The sequence below is a fragment of the Streptomyces bottropensis ATCC 25435 genome (genome assembly GCF_000383595.1).
In the GTDB taxonomy this organism is placed as follows: Bacteria; Actinomycetota; Actinomycetes; order Streptomycetales; family Streptomycetaceae; genus Streptomyces; species Streptomyces bottropensis.
The window spans coordinates 4,249,128-4,268,154 of sequence record NZ_KB911581.1 but is presented as its reverse complement, the minus strand read 5'-3'; the positions used below and the strand labels follow the sequence as shown (position 1 = coordinate 4,268,154).

The window sequence follows — 19,027 nt, the reverse complement described above, 5'->3', positions numbered from 1 at the left end:
GCCACGAAGGGGCGCGGGGAACCGCGCGACCGGCCACGACGGCGCGGCACTCGTCCGGCGCCCCCTCTCCCCTTCGTGGCCCGGCGCCTCCTGCTCGGCGCAGCTCAGACCGTGGCCGTCGTGCTGCTGGTCTTCACGCTCACCGAGGCGTTGCCGGGCGACGCCGCGGTCGCCCTGGCCGGCGACCAGCCCGACCCGGAGCGCATCGCGGCCATCCGCGAGGCGATGCACCTGGACCGGCCGGTGCACGAGCGGCTGGCCGACTGGGCGTTCGGCCTGTCGCACGGTGACTTCGGTACCTCCCTCACCTCCGGCCGCCCGGTCGGCCGGTACATCGCCGACGGCTTCGGCCCGACCCTGCTGCTCGCCGCGCTCACCGTGGCCCTGCTCGTGCCGATCGGCTTCGGGCTGGGCGTGCTGGCCGCCCGGCACGAGGGCGGGCCCGTCGACCGGGTGGTCAGCTCCGTGACGCTCGCCGTGTACGCGGTCCCCGAGTTCGCCCTCGGGGTGCTGCTGGTGACGGTCTTCGCCCTGCGGCTGGGCTGGCTGCCGCCGACCGCCGTCGGCTACGGCACCGACCTGCTCGACCACCCGGCCGCGCTCGTCCTGCCCGTCCTCGTGCTGCTCTCCCGGCCGGTCTGCTCCCTCGCCCGCCTGGTCCGCGCCGGCATGGTCGACGCCCTCGCCTCCCCGTTCGTCGCCCACGCCCGCCGCTGCGGCGTCCCGGGCGCCCGCGTCCGCTACGCCCACGCCCTCCCCCACGCCCTCGCCCCCGCGGCCCAGCAACTCGCCCGCACGGTGGACTGGCTGCTGTGCGGTGTCATCGTCGTGGAGGCCCTCTTCGTGATCCCCGGACTCGGCACCGTCCTCCTGAACGCCGTCGCCGAACGCGATGTCCCCGTCGTCCAGGGCCTCGCGGTGGTCTTCGGCGTCCTGACCGTCGTGCTCAACCTGGGCGCGGACGTGGTCGCCCGTCGGCTGGCCCCCCGGGCGGGGGTGGCGGCATGACGCCCGGCACGAACCCCGGCGTGGGCGTCGTCCCCCGCGCCCGGCGGCGTACGGGCCGGTTCGCGCTCGGCGTCGCGGTCATCGCCGTCCCTCTCGTGCTCGCCCTCCTGGGTCCGGTGTTCGCGGGCGAGCCGGGGGCACGGGCCACGTCCTTCACGCTCGGGGGCGGACACTGGCTCGGCACGGACTTCGTGGGCCGGGACGTGTGGCGGCAGGTGCTGCACGGAGGCCGGCCGGTCGTGCTGACCGCGCTCGGCGCCGGAGCGCTCGCCTATCTCGTCGCCCTGCCGGTCGGTCTGCTCGCGGCGCTGACGCACCGCCGCCGGCTGGAGGAGCTGCTCATGCGGCCCCTGGACGTCCTGATCGCCGTCCCGTCGCTGCTGCTGATCCTGCTGGTCGCGTCCGTGCTCACCCCCGGAGCCGTCGGCCTCGCGCTTCTCGTCGCGCTGGTCAACGTGCCGGACGCCGCCCGCCTCGTGCGCGCCGCCGCCACCGAGGCCGCCGCCCGGCCGGTCGTCGAGGCGCTCCGTCTCCAGGGCGAGACCTGGTGGCGTACCGCCGTCGGCTATGTGGGCCGCAGCATCCTGCGCACCCTCGGAGCCGACGCCGGCACCCGGCTCACCGGTGTCCTGTACCTGGTCGCCACGGCCGCGTTCCTCGGTGTCGGGGTGGCCCCGGACGCCGCCGACTGGGCGGTCATGGTCGACCGCAACCGTACGGGTCTGTTCGTGCAGCCGTGGGCCGTGGTCGTCCCCGCCCTGCTGATCGTCGCGCTGACCACGGGCACGAACCTCCTCGTCGACGCGGCGCTGGAGAAGCCGGACGGGCGCGCCGGACGCCGTGAGCGCGCCCGGGTTCCGGCACCGGTTCGCGTACGGAAGGAACGACGGTCGTGACGCGGTACGCCGACGGAACCAGCCGGGTCGCCCCGGGCTCCCTCGCCGAGATCACCGGCCTACGGATCGAGGTGGGCGGCCGGGCCATCGTCGACGGGGTGGATCTGCGGGTGCTGCCCGGCCGGATCACCGCGCTGGTGGGCGCCTCGGGCAGCGGGAAGACGACCACCGGACTGGCGCTGCTCGGCGAGTACCCGGCCGGCGCGCGCGTCACCGGGGAGGTCCGCCTGGCGACCGCCGGCCCGGTCGGATACGTGCCCCAGCATCCGGCGGCCGTGCTCAACCCCGCCCGCCGCATCAGCGCCCTGCTCACCGACATCGCCCGGGCCCAGGTGCGCCGACTTCCCCGGCGCGCCCGTAGGGCAGCCGCCCGGGAGCGCGTCCTGCGCGCCCTGGCGGATGCGCAACTCCCCGACGGGGACGTCCTGTTGCGCCGCTTCCCGCACCAGCTCTCCGGCGGCCAGCAGCAACGCGTCGTCCTCGCCCAGGCCCTCCTGCTCGGGGCCCGGGTCGTCGTCGCCGACGAACCGACCACCGGCCAGGACACGTTGACCAAGCGCCTGGTCGTCGAACAGCTGGCGGCGGTCGCGGCCCGCGGTATCGCGGTCGTCCTGCTGAGCCATGACCTCGACGTCGTACGCGCGCTGGCCGACGAGGTCCACGTCATGCGTGCGGGACGGGTCGTGGAGTCGGGTCCCACCGAGCGGGTGTGGGCGGCGCCCCGGCACGAGTGGACCCGGCAACTGCTGTCCGTGGGAGCGTGGTTCCCGGAAACGGGGCCGGTGCCCCGGGCGGGGGGAAGCACGGCCCCGGGGGCGGGCTCCCGCGCCCCGAACGCCCGGACGGCCGCCGCGCCCGTGCTGCGGGTCCGCGATCTCACCGCCCGCCACCGCGACGGCTCGCGAGGCACGACGGCGACCGTGCACGTCGACGAACTCGCCTTGTACCCAGGTGAGTCGCTGGCCGTCGTGGGCCGGTCGGGCAGCGGCAAGACCACGCTCGCCCGCTGTCTCGCCGGTCTCCACCGGGACCTCGACGGCGAGATCCTCCTCGACGGCACCCCGCTGCCGCGCAGCCTGCGCGATCGCGACCGGGCACAGCTGGCGGCGGTGCAGTACGTCTTCCAGGACGCCCGCGCCGCCTTCGACGAGCACCGGCCGGTACTGCCCCAGATCGCCCGCACGGCGGTCCGGCTGCGCGCGGTGGACGCCGGGGCCGCCGAGACGCGGGCGCTGACGACCACGGCAGGTCTCGGTCTGCCACCGGAGCTGGTGCGCCGTCGCCCCGCCCAGCTCTCGGGCGGCGAACTCCAGCGAGCGGCCCTGGCCCGCGCCCTCCTCGCCCGTCCTCGCGTCCTGATCTGCGACGAGATCACCTCGGGTCTGGACGCCGTCACCCGGCGCGACATCCTCGACGTCCTCATGGGCCTGCTCGGCGACGGTGAGGATGCCGGCCCGGCTCTCGTCCTGATCACCCACGACCTGGACACCGCCGCCGTCGCCCACCGCATCGCGGTCATGGACGCCGGACACATGGTCGAACAGGGCCCCGCCCGACAGCTCCTCACCACCCCGCGACACGCCTTCACGGCCCGACTGGTAACCGCGGCACGATGGTCGGCCGGGGCCGCGCGCTGACACCCGGCACCGGCACGCGGACGCGCGCCGTGCCGAGGGCTCACCCGCGACGCACCGCCGCCCGCCCCCGCAGGATTCAGACGATCTCGACCAGCAGGTCGCCGCCCTCCACCTGCTGGATCTTGTTGATGGCCAGACGGGACACCCGTCCCGCCTTCGGGACGGTGATGGTGGCCTCCATCTTCATCGCCTCGATGGTGGCGACCGTCGCGCCCGCCGCGACCTCGTCGCCCTCGGCGACCGCGAGGGTGACCACGCCGGCGAACGGGGCGGCGACATGGCCGGGGTTCGAACGATCGGCCTTCTCGGTGACGGGGATGTCGGAGGAGGCGGCCCTGTCACGGATCTGGATCGGCCGGAGCTGGCCGTTCAGGGTGGACATCACCGTGCGCATCCCGCGTTCGTCGGCCTCGCCGACGGCCTCCAGGCCGATCAGGAGCCGCACACCGGGCTCCAGGTCGACCGCGTACTCCTTGCCGGGGCCGAGACCGTAGAAGAAGTCCTTGCTGTCGAGGACGCTGGTGTCGCCGTAGGTCTGGCGGTGGGTCTCGAACTCGCGGGTCGGGCCGGGGAACAGCAGTCGGTTGAGGGTGGCGCGGCGGTCCTTCCGCAGCCCGTCACGGTCCTCGGCGTTCAGGTCCTGGACGGGCTTGGCGTCGGCACGGCCCTGGAGGGCCTTGCTGCGGAAGGGCTCGGGCCAGCCTCCGGGCGGGGTGCCCAGCTCGCCGCGGAGGAAGCCGATGACGGAGTCGGGGATGTCGAAGCGGTCCGGCGTGGCCTCGAAGTCGGCCGGGGTCACTCCGGCGCCGACGAGGTGCAGGGCGAGGTCGCCGACCACCTTGGAGGAGGGGGTGACCTTCACCAGGTGGCCGAGGATGCGGTCGGCGGCGGTGTACATCGCCTCGATGTCCTCGAAGCGGTCACCGAGGCCGAGCGCGACGGCCTGGGTGCGCAGGTTGGAGAGCTGGCCGCCGGGGATCTCGTGGTCGTAGACCCGGCCGGTCGGCGAGGCGAGGCCGGCCTCGAAGGGGGCGTAGATACGGCGGACGCTCTCCCAGTAGGGCTCCAGGTCGCCGACGGCCCGGAGGTCGAGGCCGGTGGGGCGGTCGGAGTAGTCGGTCGCCGCGACGATCGCCGACAGCGACGGCTGCGAGGTGGTGCCCGCCATGGACGCCACGGCCCCGTCGACGGCGTCGGCGCCGGCCTGGATCGCGGCGAGGTAGGTGGCGAGCTGGCCGCCCGCGGTGTCGTGGGTGTGGATGTGCACCGGCAGGTCGAACTCGCGGCGCAGGGCGGTCACGAGCTTGGTGGCGGCCGGGGCGCGCAGCAGGCCCGCCATGTCCTTGACGGCCAGGACGTGGGCGCCCGCCTCGGCGATCTGCTCGGCCAGCCGGAGGTAGTAGTCGAGGGTGTAGAGCTGCTCGGCGGGGTTCGATAGGTCGGAGGTGTAGCAGAGGGCGACCTCGGCGACGGCTGTTCCGGTGGCCCGTACGGCGTCGATGGCGGGCCGCATCTGGCCCACGTCGTTGAGCGCGTCGAAGATCCGGAAGATGTCGATGCCGGTCTCGGTGGCCTCCTGGACGAAGGCGTCGGTCACCTCGGTCGGGTACGGCGTGTAGCCGACGGTGTTGCGGCCGCGCAGCAGCATCTGGAGGCAGATGTTGGGGGCGGCGGCGCGGAAGGCGGCCAGGCGCTCCCAGGGGTCCTCGGCGAGGAAGCGCAGGGCGACGTCGTAGGTGGCGCCGCCCCAGCACTCCAGGGAGAGCAACTGCGGGAGGGTCCGGGCCACGACGGGGGCGACGGCGAGCATGTCCTTGGTACGGACCCGGGTGGCGAGCAGCGACTGGTGGGCGTCCCGGAAGGTGGTGTCGGTGACGCCGATGGTCGGCGACTCGCGCAGCCAGCGGGCGAACCCCTCCGGGCCGAGTTCGACGAGCTTCTGCTTCGAGCCGGCCGGGGGCTCGGCCGCGGCGGGCGTGGGCCTCGGCAGCTTGGTCGCCGGGTCGACGAGGTCGGGGCGCGGGCCGTTCGGCTTGTTCACGGTCACATCGGCCAGATAGGTGAGCAGCTTCGTGCCCCGGTCCGCCGAATGGCGGGAGGTGAGCAGGTGCGGGCGCTGCTCGATGAACGACGTGGTGACGTTGCCGGACTGGAAGTCGGGGTCGTCGAGGACGGCCTGGAGGAACGGGATGTTGGTGGAGACGCCCCGGATGCGGAACTCCGCGACCGCGCGGCGGGCCCGGTTGACGGCGGCGGTGAAGTCCCGGCCCCGGCAGGTCAGTTTGACCAGCATGGAGTCGAAGTGGGCGCTGATCTCCGTACCGGCGTGGGTGGTGCCGCCGTCGAGGCGGATGCCGGAGCCGCCGGGCGAGCGGTAGGCGCTGATGCGGCCGGTGTCGGGCCGGAAGCCGTTGGCGGGGTCCTCGGTGGTGATACGGCACTGGAGGGCGGCGCCGCGCAGGGTGACGGTCTCCTGGGACAGCCCGAGGTCGGCCAGGGTGGCCCCGGCGGCGATCCGCAGCTGGGACTGGACGAGGTCGACGTCGGTGACCTCCTCGGTGACCGTGTGCTCGACCTGGATGCGGGGGTTCATCTCGATGAAGACGTGGTTGCCCTCGCGGTCGAGGAGGAACTCGACGGTGCCCGCGTTGCGGTAGCCGATCTCGCGGGCGAAGCGTACGGCGTCGTTGCAGATCCTCTCGCGCAGCTCCGGGGCGAGATTCGGGGCCGGGGCCAGCTCGATGACCTTCTGGTGGCGGCGCTGCACCGAACAGTCGCGTTCGAAGAGGTGGATGACGTCGCCGTGGCCGTCGGCGAGGATCTGCACCTCGATGTGGCGGGGCTCGACGACGGCCTTCTCCAGGAAGACGGTGGGGTCGCCGAACGCGGAGGCGGCCTCACGGGACGCCGCCTCGATGGACTCGCGCAGCGTGGCGGGGTCCTCGACCCGGCGCATGCCGCGTCCGCCGCCGCCGGCGACGGCCTTGACGAAGATGGGGAAGCCGATGCCGTCGGCGGCGCGGACCAGTTCGTCGACGTCGGTGGAGGGCTCGCAGGAGCCGAGGACCGGTACGCCGGCGGCGCGGGCGGCGGCCACCGCGCGCGCCTTGTTGCCCGTCAGCTCCAGGATGTGCGCGCTGGGGCCGACGAACGTGATTCCGGCATCCTCGCACGCCCGGGCCAGTTCGGGGTTCTCGGACAGGAACCCGTAGCCCGGGTAGACGGCGTCGGCGCCGGCCAGGCGGGCGGCGCGCATGATCTCCTCGACGGAGAGATAGGCCCGCACGGGGTGGCCCGGTTCGCCGATCTCGTAGGCCTCGTCGGCCTTGAGCCGGTGCAGCGAGTTGCGATCCTCGTGGGGGAAGACGGCGACCGTCCGCGCGCCCACTTCATAGCCTGCGCGGAACGCGCGGATCGCGATCTCGCCGCGGTTGGCGACCAGTACCTTGCGGAGCATTCCGGATCCCTTCGGCCTGCCTGGTGAGGAACACCATGGTCGCGGCTATGCGGCCGGCGTGCCATGAGAGTCCCGTCACTGACAGGTGATCGGAGGTCTGACCCACGTGACAGGGCCATGGTCAGCCGGCCACCGTGAACTGGCTGCCCGTCTTCTCGCCGTCGTCGGTGACCGCCGCGGCCACACAGCGCAGGACGCGCAGTCCCTCGTCCCACTGCGCGGCCGACGGCGGGATGATGTCGACGTTCCAGTCCTTCGCGACATCACGGCCGCCGGCGGTCATCGTCGCGGCCATGACCTTCTGCGAGCACAGCGCCTTGACGTCCGGGTGCTTGATCAGGTCACGCGCGTTGTTCGTCATGCCGTCCTTCGGCAGCGGGGCGATCGCGAAGGTCTCCCACACGTGCTTGGTCCGGCAGTCGGCGCGGCTGACGGTGACGATGCCGGAGATGTCGACGATGCCGCTGAAGCACTCCGGGCCGGCGACGCACCGGCCGCCCACCCCGCCGACGTCCGTCGCGGGGCAGTTCTCCGCCGTGGTCGCCACGCCGAACCCCGAGGCCCCCTCGCCCTCGGCGGTGGCGTCGGCGGACGGCTGGGCGGTGGCGGAGGAGCCACCCGTCCCGGCGTCGGGCTCGTCGTCGTTCTGGTACGTCACCACGGTGACCGAGACGCTCACGGAGACGGCCACGGCCGCGAGCACGGCGATCACCGCCGGCCGGCGCCGCGCAGCCTTCCGCCCGCCGTTGCCGTCACCGGCGTCGGGGCCGGGTATCACGGTCGTACCGACTCCGCCGCGCGGCACGGCCCCGTACGGCGGCATCGTCGTGGGCGGGGCGCCCCGGTACGGGGGCGCGGTCGTGGGCGGTGCGCCGGGGTGCGACGGCGCCGTCGTCATGCCGGGCGCCGGGCCGAACCCACCACCACCGCCCGGTCTCCCGCCACCGCGCAGGTCCACGGTGTCGAGGTCGACCGCGGCGAGCGCGTCGCGGAAGGCGCCCGCGTCGGACAGACGGCCGGCCGGGTCGGGCGCGAGGGCGTGCCGGAGCGCGGCGTTGAGGGCGGGCGGCAGTCCGGGGAGGTCGGTGTAGGGCCAGGTGTGGCGCACGATCAGTTCGGCGAGGCTGAGCTGGGTACCGTCCTCCGGGTGGTGCGGCGGGCGGCCGCACAGCAGGGCGTGGACGGTCGCGGCCAGGGAGTACACGTCGCCGGCCGGGCTGGGTTCCGCCATGTGGAAGGCCTCGGGCGGCGCGTACGCGGGGGTCAACGCCTCGCGGGTGACGGACAGTTCACGTCCCGGGCGCGGCATGGCGGCGAGGCCGAAGTCGGTGAGGGCGACGCCTCCGTACCGGTTGACCATGACGTTGCCGGGCTTGATGTCGCGGTGCAGCACTCCGGCGGCGTGGGCGGCGGCCACCGCGTCGGCGAGGCCCACGCCGATGTCGCGGGCCTCCTTGAGCGGGAACGCGCCCCGCCGGTGCAGCCGGTCGCCCAGGGAGCCGCCGGGGCACAGTTCCAGCACCATGTAGGGGCGGTTGTCGGGGAGGACCCCGGCGTCGTACACCGGGACCACGTGGGGGTGCCCGGACAGCTGCCCGGCGGCCGTGACCTCGCGCAGGAAGCGCTGTCGGTCGCGTGGTGTGGACAGCACCCTGCTGTCCACCTTCAGCGCGACCTCCCGGCCCACCGCCAGTTGCCTGGCCCGGTACACGGTGGCGAATCCGCCCCGGCCCAGGATGTCCTGGATCTCGTAACCGGGCAGGTCCGTTCGTTCGGGCCCCATGGTGCAGTACCCCCAGCGCACAGCCCCGGTCAGGACGTCCGACCGAGGTGAGCCGAGACTCTAGCCGAGCCCGGTGACACCGGGACGCGGGGTTCGTCCACGGGCGCGGAGAGCCGGTTGAACGACAGTGGCGATAATCGCGTTGAAACCTTTCATGACTCCACCCCTCAGCAACCGGCCCCCGACCGAAGGTATGCACCATGGCGCAGGACTTCTCCCGGCGAAGACTCCTCCGGTTCAGCGGCGTCGCGGCGGCCTCCGTCGTCCTGGCCGGGCCCCGGACCTTCGCCGCCGGCCCGGTGGACATGGCCGTGACGGCGGAGGAGACACTCGCGCCGACCGGGATGCTCACGGATCTGCTGCCGCGGGCGCTCGCCACGGATGCCGGGCGCGACCCCCGCTTCAGCTGGCAGGTGCCGGACTTCGGCGAGGGCACCGTGCAGCGCGCCTACCAGCTCCAGGTGGCGAGCACCCCGGGCGGATTCGAGGACGACGAGCTGCTGCTGTGGGACTCCGGCAAGCGGGACTCCGCCGACTCCACGGCCGTACCGTACGGCGGACCGGCGCTGAAGCCCCGTACGGCCTACTGGTGGCGGGTCAGAAGCTGGTGCAAGAAGCGCTCGGCATGGTCGGAGCCCGTCCTGCTGGCCACGTCGGTCGAGGACGAGTGGGAGGCGAAGCCCGTCTGGGCGCCCGCCGGGCCGGTGATGACCGACGGCACCCTGACGGTCCGCGTGAAGATCACCGCCGCGGCGGCCGGGCTGTGGTTCCGGGCCGCGAACACGTCCAACAACTACCTCTGGCAGCTGCGCGCGGGTACCACCGGGGTGCTGCGCAAGCACGTCTGCGTGAACGCCACCTACACCGTGCTGGGCGAGGTGCGGCTGCCGTTCGCGGTCACCGCCGGGGAGTGGGTGGACCTGAGCGTCACCATGACGGGCGCCACCTTCACCACCACCGTGAACGGCACCGTCGTGGACACCACCACCGACAGCCGGTACGCCTCCGGCAACGTCGGCCTGCGCAACGGCGGCACCGAGTCCCAGACCTACGACCGGGTCACCTTCACGGCAGCCGACGGCACGGTCCTCCTCGACGACGACTTCGCCTCCGACAGGGGCACCTTCGCCACCGGCACGGTCTCCGGCGGTCTCCTCACCTTCCCCACGGGCGCGTCCTCGCTGTCCTCCTACGGCGCCGACGACACCTGGGCACTGCTGCGCCACGAGTACGACACGAAGGCCGGCAAGGAGATAGCCGCCGCGATCCTCTACGTCGCGGCCACCTCCCCCGGCCCGGCCCGGCAGTACGTCGCGAAGGTGTGGAGCAACGGCACGACGGTGGGCTACGCCTCCGTCCGCTCCGGCACCGGCACCGCCTACCAGGCCTTCGACGTGACCTCCACGCTGCGGGCGGACGGGAAGGCCAACGCGCTGGCCGCGCTGTGCTGGACCACGTCGCAGCAGAAGTTCCTGGCCCAGCTGGAGATCACGTACACGGACGGCAGCCGTTCCACCGTCGCCTCCGGCGACCACTGGAAGGCCCGCCGCCAGGCCGGGCTGCTGCCGTCCAGGGGCAGCGCGGGCAGCAGCTACTACACCGTCCCCCAGGAGTACTGGGACCTGCGCCGCGAGCCGGTGGGCTGGACGAAGCCCGGCTTCGACGACGGCGACTGGCTGAGGCCGGCGGTCCGCACCCCGATCGGTGATCTCGTGCCCGCGCTCATCGAGGCGATCCGCCCGCACGAGGTCACCCCCGCCTCGGTCACCCGCGTCGCCGACGGCCGCTGGCTGGTCGACCTCGGCCGGGAGATCGTCGGCGGACTCGCCCTGCGGATCACGGGCAGCGCGGGCGACACCGTCGAGGTGCGGCTCGGCGAGGAGTTGAACACCGACGGCACGGTCAGGCACCAGCTGCGCGCCACCAACACCTACCGCGAGGTGTGGACCCTGCGCGACGGCGAGCAGCGCTTCGAGCACTGGGGCTACCGCGGCTTCCGCTGGGCCGAACTGCGCACCACGCTCGACCTGTCGAAGGCGGTCGTCACCGGTCGCGCCTGGAAACTCGACTGGGACGACTCGCACGCCTCGTTCCGCAGCTCGGACGCCGCTCTGGACCGGGTCTGGGAGCTGTGCCGCTACTCCATCGAGGCCACCCGCGGCGACCTCTACACCGACACACCCACCCGCGAACGCGGCCCCTACGAGGGCGACGCGCTGATCAACCAGCTCTCCGAGTACGGCGTCCAGCGCTCCTACGCCCTCGCCCGCTGGTCGAACGACTACCTGGTCCGCAAGGGCACCTGGCCCACCGAGTACCGGCTGATGTGCGCGATCTCCGCCTGGGAGGACTATCTCGCCACCGGCGACGACCGGCAGCTCGCGAAGGACTACGACCTGCTGACCGCGAAGAACCTCACCTCCTACCTGGACTCCCAGGGGCTGGTCCGCAAGGCCCCCGGCAGCTCCAGCCAGGACCTCGGGGACCTGGTCGACTGGCCCGTCGCCAGCCGGGACGGCTATGTGTTCACCCACGTCAACACGGTCGTCAACGCCTTCCAGTACGCGGCCTTCACGGCTCTCGCGCAGTGCGCGGCGGCCCTCGGCGAGGACGCCGACGCGACCACCCTGCGCGGCCGGGCCGACACCCTCGCCACCGCGATGCGCGCCACCCTCCTCGACCGTGCGGGCGGGCGCTTCCTCGACGGCGTCGGCACCACCCACGGCGCCCAGCACGCGACCGCCTTCCCGGTGGCCCTCGGTGTCGCGGACGCACTGGACGAGGCGGTGCTGGCCAGGCTGGGCGACACCCTCGCGGCCGGCGGCATGAAAATGAGCGTGTACGGGGCGCAGTTCCTGCTCGACGCGCTGTTCCGGCTGGGCCGCTCCGACGCCGCCCTCGCCCTGCTCACCTCCACGGCGACCAACTCGTGGCTGCACATGCTGGACGTGCTCGGGGCCACCGTCGTCACGGAGGCGTGGGACCCCGCGCTGAAGTCCAACATGACGCTCTCCCACGCCTGGGCGACCGCGCCCGCCAATGCCGTGGCCCGCCACATCCTCGGCGTGCAGGTCAGCGAGCCCGGCGCGGCGGGGTTCCGGATCCGCCCGAGGACGGGGTCGCTGACCGAGGTCGACGGCACGGTGCCCTCTCTGCGCGGGCCGGTGTCGGTCCGGGTGCGGCGTTCGGCGGACACGCACACCACGCTGGTGACGCTGCCGCCCAACTCCCGGGCCGTGCTGGAGGTGGAGATCGGGGACGCCTCCCCCGAGGCGTACCGGGTGAAGGCGGCCGCCCCGCGCGGCGAGGGCAGCGCGAAGGTCGAGTCGTTCACCGACCTCACGGGCACGGTGCTGCGGATCGGCCTGATCGGTTCGGGGACGACCGAGGTGCGGCGGAAGACCTCCTGAGCAGGGCTCGTGAGCGTTTTCACCGGGCGGAAGTGACCGATTACCCGGAACGCGAGCCCCCGCTGAGCTAGCCTCAGCACTCTTGAGGGCGAACTGATGTACGCCAAAAGTCATTTCGGGGGTGTTGTGTCAGACCAGCGGTCGGTTCCGCCGTCATCGACGGCGGACAGGGCTCCGGCGCTGCGGCAGGCGGGTGCCCTGCCGCTGCGCCCCGGCGACCCGGACCGTATCGGTCCCTATGTGCCGCTCGGGCTGCTCGGCAGCGGCGGCATGGGGCGCGTCTATCTGGCGCGCCCCGCCGACGCCGGGCCCGACCTCGTCGCGGTGAAGGTGATCAGGCCCGAGTACGCGGAGGACGTCCGGTTCCGCCGCCGCTTCGAACAGGAGGCGGCGGTGCACAGCCGGGTGCGCACGCCGCGCATGCCGCGCCTGGCCGGCACCGGCTTCCGGGACGAACTGCTGTGGATGGCCACGGAGTACCTGCCGGGACTCGATCTGTCGGCCGCCGTGGACGAGGACGGCCCCCTGACGGCCGTCGCCGTGCGGCGGCTGGTGGCGGAGCTGGGGCAGGCTCTCGCCGACCTCTCCGCCGCGGGGATCGTGCACCGGGACCTCAAGCCGTCCAACGTCCTGCTGTCCGCCCAGGGCGCGCACGTCATCGACTTCGGCATCGCGAAGGCCGCCGACGCGAGCGCGATCACCGGCACGGGCAACCGCGTCGGCACACCGGCCTACATGTCGCCGGAGTATCTGCGGACCGGCGAGTGCGACACGGCCTCGGACGTGTTCTCCCTGGCCTGCACCCTGGTCTTCGCGACGACCGGCCGAGCCCCGTTCGGTGACGGCACCGGCGTCGACGTCATGCACCGGGTGGCGTTCGAGGAACCCAATCCGGACGTGCTGGCCGAGATCGCGACCGCCGACCCCTCGCTCGCCTCCCTGCTCGCCGCCTGCCTGGCCAAGGAGCCCGGCCGGCGGCCGACGCCGGTGCAGCTGATCGAGGCGGCCGCCTCCGAGTCCTGGGGCGCCGAAGCGGTCGCGTACGACTTCCCCGACGCCGGGGCGGCCGGTGAGGCCGAGCCGCCCGGGACGTTCGACTGGCCCGAACCGCTCGCCGCCCGCGTGCTCGCCCGGCAGCGGGCGTGCGAGACGCTGCGCCGGGTCCCCCTCGAACAGCCCGGTCCCGGACCGGTGGCGAAACCGTCGGCGGCGGTCGCGGCCGGCGCCTCGCCGGGTCCGCCCTCCGAGGACTCCTCGGCCCAGCCCTTACGGCCCGCGCCGTCCCGCGGCCGGGCCCGCCGCAGGCGGGTGCTGATCGGCGCCGCCGGTCTGGTCGCGTGCCTGGCGGCCGCCGGGATCGTCCTCACCCTGCTGAGCCCCGTCACGACCGAGGCCTCGCCGCGCAGGGGCACGACGACGTCCGCCGACGCCCGGCCGGGCGATTCCGTGTCGCTGCCGCCGTCCAAGGGCTCCGGCCGTACGGGCGCCGCCCCGGACGGCGGATCGGGGGCCTCGGAGGTGTCCGGCAAGTCCGGCGAGGACGAGCGCGCCTCGGCCGACGACGACCCGCGCGCCGACTCGTCCGCCTCCGGTTCCGGGAACGGCTCCGGGACCGGCTCCGACGACGACCCGGGAACCGATGCCTCCGCGCCCGCCCCGAACAGCAGCGCGCCCACCGAGACGTCGCCGTCCCCGAGCGAGGTGGCCGCCGAACCCGGGTCCCCGGCCTGGCTCACGGACTGCACGTACTACTACGGCAACGGACGCACGGAGCTGGGAGACAGCAACAAGCGCGTCCGACAGGCACAGTGCATGCTGTCCAAGCGGGGCTACGGCCTCGGACCCGGCGGCGTCAGCGGCACGTTCGACGACGGGACGAAGGCCGCCGTGGAGAGCTTCCAGCGGGACAAGGGTTTCCTGTCCATCGACGGCGTCGTACGACCGCGGGTCTGGAAGGCGCTGCGCTCGACGGAGTGAGCCGGCGAGTGGAGTGGGCGGGGCCGCGGAACCGGGCCGCTCAGTCGACGAACAGGCCACGTTCAGCGGCCCGCGCGTCGAACTCCTCCAGCCGGGCCTGGGCCTGCGGGAGGGCGTCGCACATCGCTTCCAGGAGCACCTGGCCCAGCAGCATGGGCGCGCCGACGGTGTCGAACACCAGGCCGGTGCCCACGGCGGCGGGGAGCAGTACGTCGCTGTGGGCGGCGACGGGGGCGAAGGTGCCGTCGGCGACGGTCACCACCGTGAGCCCGGCGACCCGGGCGTGGGCGAGGGCGTCGAGGAGTTCGCGCGGATGGCGGGGCAGCGCGAAGCACAGCAGCGCGCTCGCCCCGGCCTGCCGGGCCGCGTCGATGCGGTCCGCGAGCAGGGAGCCTCCCTCGTCGAGCAGCCGTACGTCGGTGTGGACCTTCGCCGCGAAGTAGGCGAAGGTCCGTGCCTGCGCGGCGGAGGCGCGCAGCCCGAGCACCGGCAGCGGCCGGGAGACGGCCAGCAGACGGCCCGCGCGCTGCACGGGTCCGGGGTCCGTGAGCAGGGACGCCAGCTGCCGCAGATTGTCGATCTCGGCCCGCACGGCCCGTTGGTAGGGATTGGCGGGCCCGCCGTCGACGTCGTGCCCGGCGGGTGCGACCGCCCGCAGCCGGTCGCGCAGGGCCGGATAGCCGTCGAAGCCGAGGGCGACCGCGAAGCGGGTCACCGAGGGCTGGCTGACGCCGGCCAGCCGGGCCAGTTCCACGCTCGACAGGTAGGGCGCGTCCGCCGCCTGCCGGACCAGACAGTGCGCGATACGGCGCTGTGTCGGGGTGAGCCGGCGCCCCTCGAACAGCTGTTGCAGCCGCGCCGCCGCGCCGGTTCCGCCGTGTTCGCCGGTGCTGGTTCCGCCGGGTCCCTCGGTGTCGACAGCGTCCGTCATCGGGTCTCCCGGCCGGTCGTCGTGTGCGGAGCCCGCCCCTGCCCGGCGCGGACGTCGATGCGTGGTGCCGGGCAGGGGCGGGGGCGGACGGTGTGGGCGTGGCCGAGGGTCCTCAGCCCGCGAGGCCGGTGGAGGTCAGCCAGTCCTTGGCGACGGTGTCGGCGTCCTCCTTGTCGTTGACGAGCTTCTTCATCATCTCCAGCAGGTCGCCGGTGGTGAGCTTGGCGGAGACCGCGTTGAGCGCGTCCTTGGCCTTGTCGTTCACCGCGTCCTTGTAGACGAGGGGCGTGACGTTCTGCGAGGCGAAGAGGTTCTTCGGGTCCTCCAGCACCACCAGCTTGTCCGCGACGATGGCGGGGTCGGTGGTGTAGAGGTTGGCGGCCTGCACCTTGCCGTCCTTGAGCAGCTTCACCAGGGTGGTCTGGGCGCCCGCGTCGAGCGGCTGGAACTTCCCGAACTCGACGCCGTAGACCTTCTTCAGGCCCACGCCGCCCTGGACGCGGGTCTTGAACTCCGAGCCGGCCCCGAGCGTCATGTCCCCGGCGACCGGCTTGAGGTCGGCGAGGGTCTTGAGCTTGTACTTGGCCGCGGTCTCGGCGGTGACCGTCACCGAGTCCTTGTCCTCGGCCGCCGCGGAGTCGAGGATCTCCACCGACGAGGGGAGCTTCTCCTCCAGTTCGGCGTTGATGTCCTCGGTGCTGGTCGCGGTGCTGTTCTTGTCGACCGCGACCGTCAGGAGGGCGCCGTTGTACTCGGGCAGGACGTTTATGCCGCCCTTGACCACCTGGTCGTAGTAGACCTCGCGGGCACCGATGTCGAACTTCCGGGTCACCTTCAGGCCCTTGTCCTCCAGGGCCTGCGCGTAGATCTCGGCGAGCAGCTGGTTCTCGGGGAAGTTGGCCGAGCCGACGACGATGGCGTTGTCCCCGCCGCCACCGCCGTCGCCCGCCAGCGGGTTGTCGTCGCTGTCACCGCCACCGCCGCAGGCGGTCAGTGTGAGCGCGGTGATGAGGCCGAAGGCGGCGCCTCGGTACATGCCTCGCATGGGTCGTTCCTCTCTCGGAGCCCGGAAGCTCGAAAACTCAAGATCAGGTCGTGTTCAGGTTCTGGATCAGGTTCTGGATCAGGTTCTGGATCAGGGTCGGGATTCGGTGTGCGGTGTCGGGGTTCAGGACTTGCTCGCCGTGGTCCTCAGCCCCGGTGAGACGACCACGCGTCGCAGCGCGGTGAACCCTAGTTGCACGAGTAGCGCGAGGGCGACGACGACCGTGGAGCCGCCGATGACCAACTCGTAGTCGTTGCGGGAGAGTCCGTCGACGATGTAGCGGCCCAGGCCGCCGAGGCCCGGGTAGGCGGCGACGGTCGCGGTGGCCACGACCTGGATCGCGGCGACCCGCAGTCCGAGGAGGATCAGCGGCAGCGCCATCGGCACCTCGACCCGCATCAGGATCTCCCACTCGGTCATGCCGACCCCGCGCGCGGCGTCCCGGGTGGCGGGGTCCACGCCCCGTACCCCTTCGAAGGTGTTGATGAGGATCGGTGGCACCGCGAGGGCGATCAGGGCGACCAGGACGGGTGCGGTGCTCAGCCCGGCGAGGGTGACCACGAGGACGACCAGGCCGAAGGTCGGGATCGCGCGGGCGAGGTTCGCCACGGTGGCCACGGCGAAGGCGCCACGGCCGGTGTGCCCGACGAGCAGACCGAACGTCAGCCCGATGACGGCGGCGAACAGCAACGACAGCCCGCTGTAGGTGAGATGCTCCAGCAGCCGCCGCGGGATGCCGTCGTCGCCGTGCCACTGTGCCGAGGACGTCAGCCAGTCCCCCACGAGCCGCATCTGGTTCAGGAAGTCGTTCATGCCGACGTCACCTTGTTCCGGGACCACGGGGTGAGCAGCCGCTGCGCGAGGACCAGCAACGCGTCGGTGGCGAGTGCGAGCAGCATGATCAGGACGATCGCGGTGACGATCGGGGTGGGGAAGTCGAGTTGGAGGCCGCGGGTGATGTAGTAGCCGAGGCCGCCCTGCCCGATCAGCTGGCCGACGGCGACGAGGCTGATGGAGGAGACGGCGGCGACACGTACGCCGGCGATGACGACGGGTACGGCGATCGGCAGCTCGACCTGGACGACGCGGCGTACGGCGCCGAATCCCATCGCGGTGGCCGCGAGCCGTACCGGTTCGGGGACCGAGGCGAGGCCGTCGACCACGTTGGGGACCAGGACGGACAGGGTGTAGAGCGTCAGCGGGATCATCACCGTCCGTTCGGTCAGCCCGGTGTAGCGGACGAAGACCATGAACAGGGCCAGGGACGGGATCGAGTAAAGGATGTTGGACACGGTCAGCACGGGCGGGTAGAGCCAGCGGAAACGGTGGCACAGGATGCCGAGCGGCACGGAGACGAGCAGCCCGAACAGCACCGGCAGCAGACCGAGTCTGAGGTGGATGCCGGTGTATTCGGCGAGTTCGGCGGTGTGATCGGCGATCCACCCCCACCGGACCAGCGGTTCGCCGTCACTCATCGCTCACCGCCGCGCGGGCCTCGGCGGGGGCCGTCTTGCCGACGGACGCCGTGGACGCGTTCTCGGCCGCCTCCGCGGCGGTCACCGCGCCGGCGGACAGTTCGTAGGCGTCCGCGACGCCGACGACCGCGCCCCGCGCGTCGACGGCCACCGCGAGGCGGGCGGGTGACAGGAGGGCCGAGTCGAGGGCGGCGCGGGCCGAGTCCCCGTCGAGGCCGAAGGTGTGGCCGAGGGGGGCCAGGGACACGTCCGCGAGGGTGCCGGTGGCCGGCAGCGCGTCGGTCGCGGCCCAGCCGAGCGGCCGTCGGGCCTCGTCGACGACGAGCACCCAGGGGGCGTCCGCCCTCCGGGCCTCGGCCACGGACGAGGCGACCGGCACCACCGGACCGTCGCGCAGCGGCAGTTCGGCCGCGTCGACGAAGGAGAGCCTGCGGATGCCCCGGTCCTGTCCCACGAAGTCGGCCACGAACTCGTCGGCGGGACGGGCGAGCAGCCGCTCGGGGCTGTCGAACTGGGCGAGCTTGCCGCCGGTGCGGAACACGGCGATGTTGTCGCCGAGTCTGATCGCCTCGTCGATGTCATGGGTGACGAACACGATGGTCTTGTGCAGCTCCTTCTGCAGTCGGATGAACTCGGCCTGCAGCTCGGCCCGCACGATCGGGTCGACCGCGCTGAACGGTTCGTCCATCAGCAGCACCGGCGGGTCGGCGCCCAGCGCCCTGGCCACCCCGACCCGCTGCTGCTGCCCGCCGGAGAGCTGGTTCGGGTAGCGCTTGGCCATCTCGGCGGGCAGGCCGACCAGTTCGAGCAGTTCCGCCGCCCTGGCCCGCGCCTTCTTGCGGCCCCACCCCAGCAGCAGCGGAACGGTGGCTATGTTGTCCAGGATGGTGCGGTGCGGGAACAGTCCCGCGTGCTGGATCACATAGCCGATGCCCCGGCGAAGCTCGGGCGCGTTGACCGCCCGGATGTCGCGGCCGCGCAGGCTCACCGTGCCGGCGGTCGGCTCCACCATGCGGTTGATCATGCGCAGGGTGGTGGTCTTGCCGCAGCCGGAAGGACCGACCAGGACCGTGATGCCACCTTCGGCCAGCTCCAGGGACAGCTCGTCCACCGCTGTCGTGCCGTTCGGATACTTCTTGCTCACCGCGTCGAATCTGATCAAGACTGCCCCTTACCCGACTGCATATGGTCATGCAGAGTTGTCGGTGACTGAATGACAGTCAATGGAATTCCGTGAACGGCACGTTACGTTCACACCAAGCCATCCCCAAGCCGCCCGAATTATCGCGACATACGAACTTTGGCCCTCTTGATAATGAGGCGGGCGAGTGAGGGGAGACACCCGAGGCGGGGCGGGACGAGGACACGGGACGGCGAGCGGGCGGCCTCCGGCGCGTAGGGTCCGGGA

Annotated in this window: 12 protein-coding genes; 5 read left to right on the top strand and 7 right to left on the bottom strand. The window is 72.8% G+C overall.

Annotated elements, in window-relative coordinates; translation table 11 throughout:
- The first annotated feature begins 75 nt into the window (after nucleotides 1-75).
- Genes STRBO_RS0118810 through STRBO_RS0118800 form a run of 3 tightly spaced genes read left to right on the top strand, consistent with a single transcriptional unit; the run spans nucleotide 76 to nucleotide 3,541 of the window.
- Complete coding sequence (locus tag STRBO_RS0118810; RefSeq protein WP_005474940.1) at nucleotides 76-1,008, top strand: ABC transporter permease; 933 nt, start codon at nucleotides 76-78, stop codon at nucleotides 1,006-1,008.
- Nucleotides 1,005-1,904, top strand: a complete 900-nt coding sequence (locus STRBO_RS0118805; protein ID WP_005474942.1) for an ABC transporter permease — start codon at nucleotides 1,005-1,007, stop codon at nucleotides 1,902-1,904. Before STRBO_RS0118810 ends, STRBO_RS0118805 begins: the two co-directional genes overlap by 4 nt.
- Complete coding sequence (locus STRBO_RS0118800; RefSeq protein ID WP_005474943.1) at nucleotides 1,901-3,541, top strand: ABC transporter ATP-binding protein; 1,641 nt, start codon at nucleotides 1,901-1,903, stop codon at nucleotides 3,539-3,541. Before STRBO_RS0118805 ends, STRBO_RS0118800 begins: the two co-directional genes overlap by 4 nt.
- Before the next feature lie 76 nt (nucleotides 3,542-3,617).
- Here STRBO_RS0118800 and STRBO_RS0118795 read toward each other — a convergent pair whose 3' ends face one another.
- Together STRBO_RS0118795 and STRBO_RS0118790 are read right to left on the bottom strand one after the other, a co-directional pair.
- Nucleotides 3,618-6,998 (bottom strand): pyruvate carboxylase, encoded by a 3,381-nt coding sequence (locus STRBO_RS0118795; RefSeq protein WP_005474944.1) that lies wholly within the window; start codon nucleotides 6,996-6,998, stop codon nucleotides 3,618-3,620.
- Between the two features lie 121 nt (nucleotides 6,999-7,119).
- Nucleotides 7,120-8,781 carry a serine/threonine-protein kinase gene (locus tag STRBO_RS0118790; protein ID WP_202499411.1) on the bottom strand — a complete coding sequence of 554 codons (1,662 nt, stop codon included), beginning with the start codon at nucleotides 8,779-8,781 and terminating at the stop codon, nucleotides 7,120-7,122.
- A 200-nt stretch (nucleotides 8,782-8,981) separates the two neighbouring features.
- Here STRBO_RS0118790 and STRBO_RS0118785 point away from each other — a divergent pair, with 200 nt between their 5' ends.
- Nucleotides 8,982-12,191, top strand: coding sequence for a family 78 glycoside hydrolase catalytic domain (locus STRBO_RS0118785; protein ID WP_005474947.1), 3,210 nt, complete (start codon nucleotides 8,982-8,984; stop codon nucleotides 12,189-12,191).
- Nucleotides 12,192-12,287: 96 nt separating this feature from the next.
- Nucleotides 12,288-14,168 carry a protein kinase domain-containing protein gene (locus tag STRBO_RS0118780; protein WP_005474948.1) on the top strand — a complete coding sequence of 627 codons (1,881 nt, stop codon included), beginning with the start codon at nucleotides 12,288-12,290 and terminating at the stop codon, nucleotides 14,166-14,168.
- 40 nt (nucleotides 14,169-14,208) lie between these two features.
- Here STRBO_RS0118780 and STRBO_RS0118775 read toward each other — a convergent pair whose 3' ends face one another.
- The 5 genes from STRBO_RS0118775 to STRBO_RS0118755 all read right to left on the bottom strand — a co-directional run bounded on the left by STRBO_RS0118775 (nucleotide 14,209) and on the right by STRBO_RS0118755 (nucleotide 18,781).
- The gene (locus tag STRBO_RS0118775; protein WP_005474949.1) at nucleotides 14,209-15,099 is read right to left on the bottom strand and encodes a MurR/RpiR family transcriptional regulator; all 891 of its coding nucleotides are present in this window, start codon (nucleotides 15,097-15,099) and stop codon (nucleotides 14,209-14,211) included.
- Between the two features lie 112 nt (nucleotides 15,100-15,211).
- On the bottom strand, nucleotides 15,212-16,135 hold the full coding sequence (locus tag STRBO_RS0118770) for an ABC transporter substrate-binding protein (protein ID WP_005474950.1): 924 nt from the start codon (nucleotides 16,133-16,135) through the stop codon (nucleotides 15,212-15,214).
- A 132-nt stretch (nucleotides 16,136-16,267) separates the two neighbouring features.
- Complete coding sequence (locus STRBO_RS0118765; RefSeq protein WP_005474951.1) at nucleotides 16,268-16,957, bottom strand: ABC transporter permease; 690 nt, start codon at nucleotides 16,955-16,957, stop codon at nucleotides 16,268-16,270.
- A complete protein-coding gene (locus STRBO_RS0118760; protein ID WP_005474952.1) occupies nucleotides 16,954-17,619 on the bottom strand; it encodes an ABC transporter permease in 666 nt (221 codons plus the stop codon). The genes STRBO_RS0118765 and STRBO_RS0118760 overlap by 4 nt, the downstream gene beginning before the upstream one ends.
- A complete protein-coding gene (locus tag STRBO_RS0118755) occupies nucleotides 17,612-18,781 on the bottom strand; it encodes an ABC transporter ATP-binding protein (protein ID WP_005474954.1) in 1,170 nt (389 codons plus the stop codon). Before STRBO_RS0118755 ends, STRBO_RS0118760 begins: the two co-directional genes overlap by 8 nt.
- Nucleotides 18,782-19,027: the final 246 nt, after the last annotated feature.

Bases quoted from the DNA above. Each gene is read 5' to 3' on its own strand.
- STRBO_RS0118760 (WP_005474952.1), bottom strand. From the start codon at position 17,619: ATGAGTGACGGCGAACCGCTGGTCCGGTGGGGGTGGATCGCCGATCAC.
- STRBO_RS0118780 (WP_005474948.1), top strand. From the start codon at position 12,288: ATGTACGCCAAAAGTCATTTCGGGGGTGTTGTGTCAGACCAGCGGTCG.
- STRBO_RS0118790 (WP_202499411.1), bottom strand. From the start codon at position 8,781: ATGGGGCCCGAACGAACGGACCTGCCCGGTTACGAGATCCAGGACATC.
- STRBO_RS0118765 (WP_005474951.1), bottom strand. From the start codon at position 16,957: ATGAACGACTTCCTGAACCAGATGCGGCTCGTGGGGGACTGGCTGACG.
- STRBO_RS0118775 (WP_005474949.1), bottom strand. From the start codon at position 15,099: ATGACGGACGCTGTCGACACCGAGGGACCCGGCGGAACCAGCACCGGC.
- STRBO_RS0118795 (WP_005474944.1), bottom strand. From the start codon at position 6,998: ATGCTCCGCAAGGTACTGGTCGCCAACCGCGGCGAGATCGCGATCCGC.
- STRBO_RS0118770 (WP_005474950.1), bottom strand. From the start codon at position 16,135: ATGTACCGAGGCGCCGCCTTCGGCCTCATCACCGCGCTCACACTGACC.
- STRBO_RS0118805 (WP_005474942.1), top strand. From the start codon at position 1,005: ATGACGCCCGGCACGAACCCCGGCGTGGGCGTCGTCCCCCGCGCCCGG.
- STRBO_RS0118785 (WP_005474947.1), top strand. From the start codon at position 8,982: ATGGCGCAGGACTTCTCCCGGCGAAGACTCCTCCGGTTCAGCGGCGTC.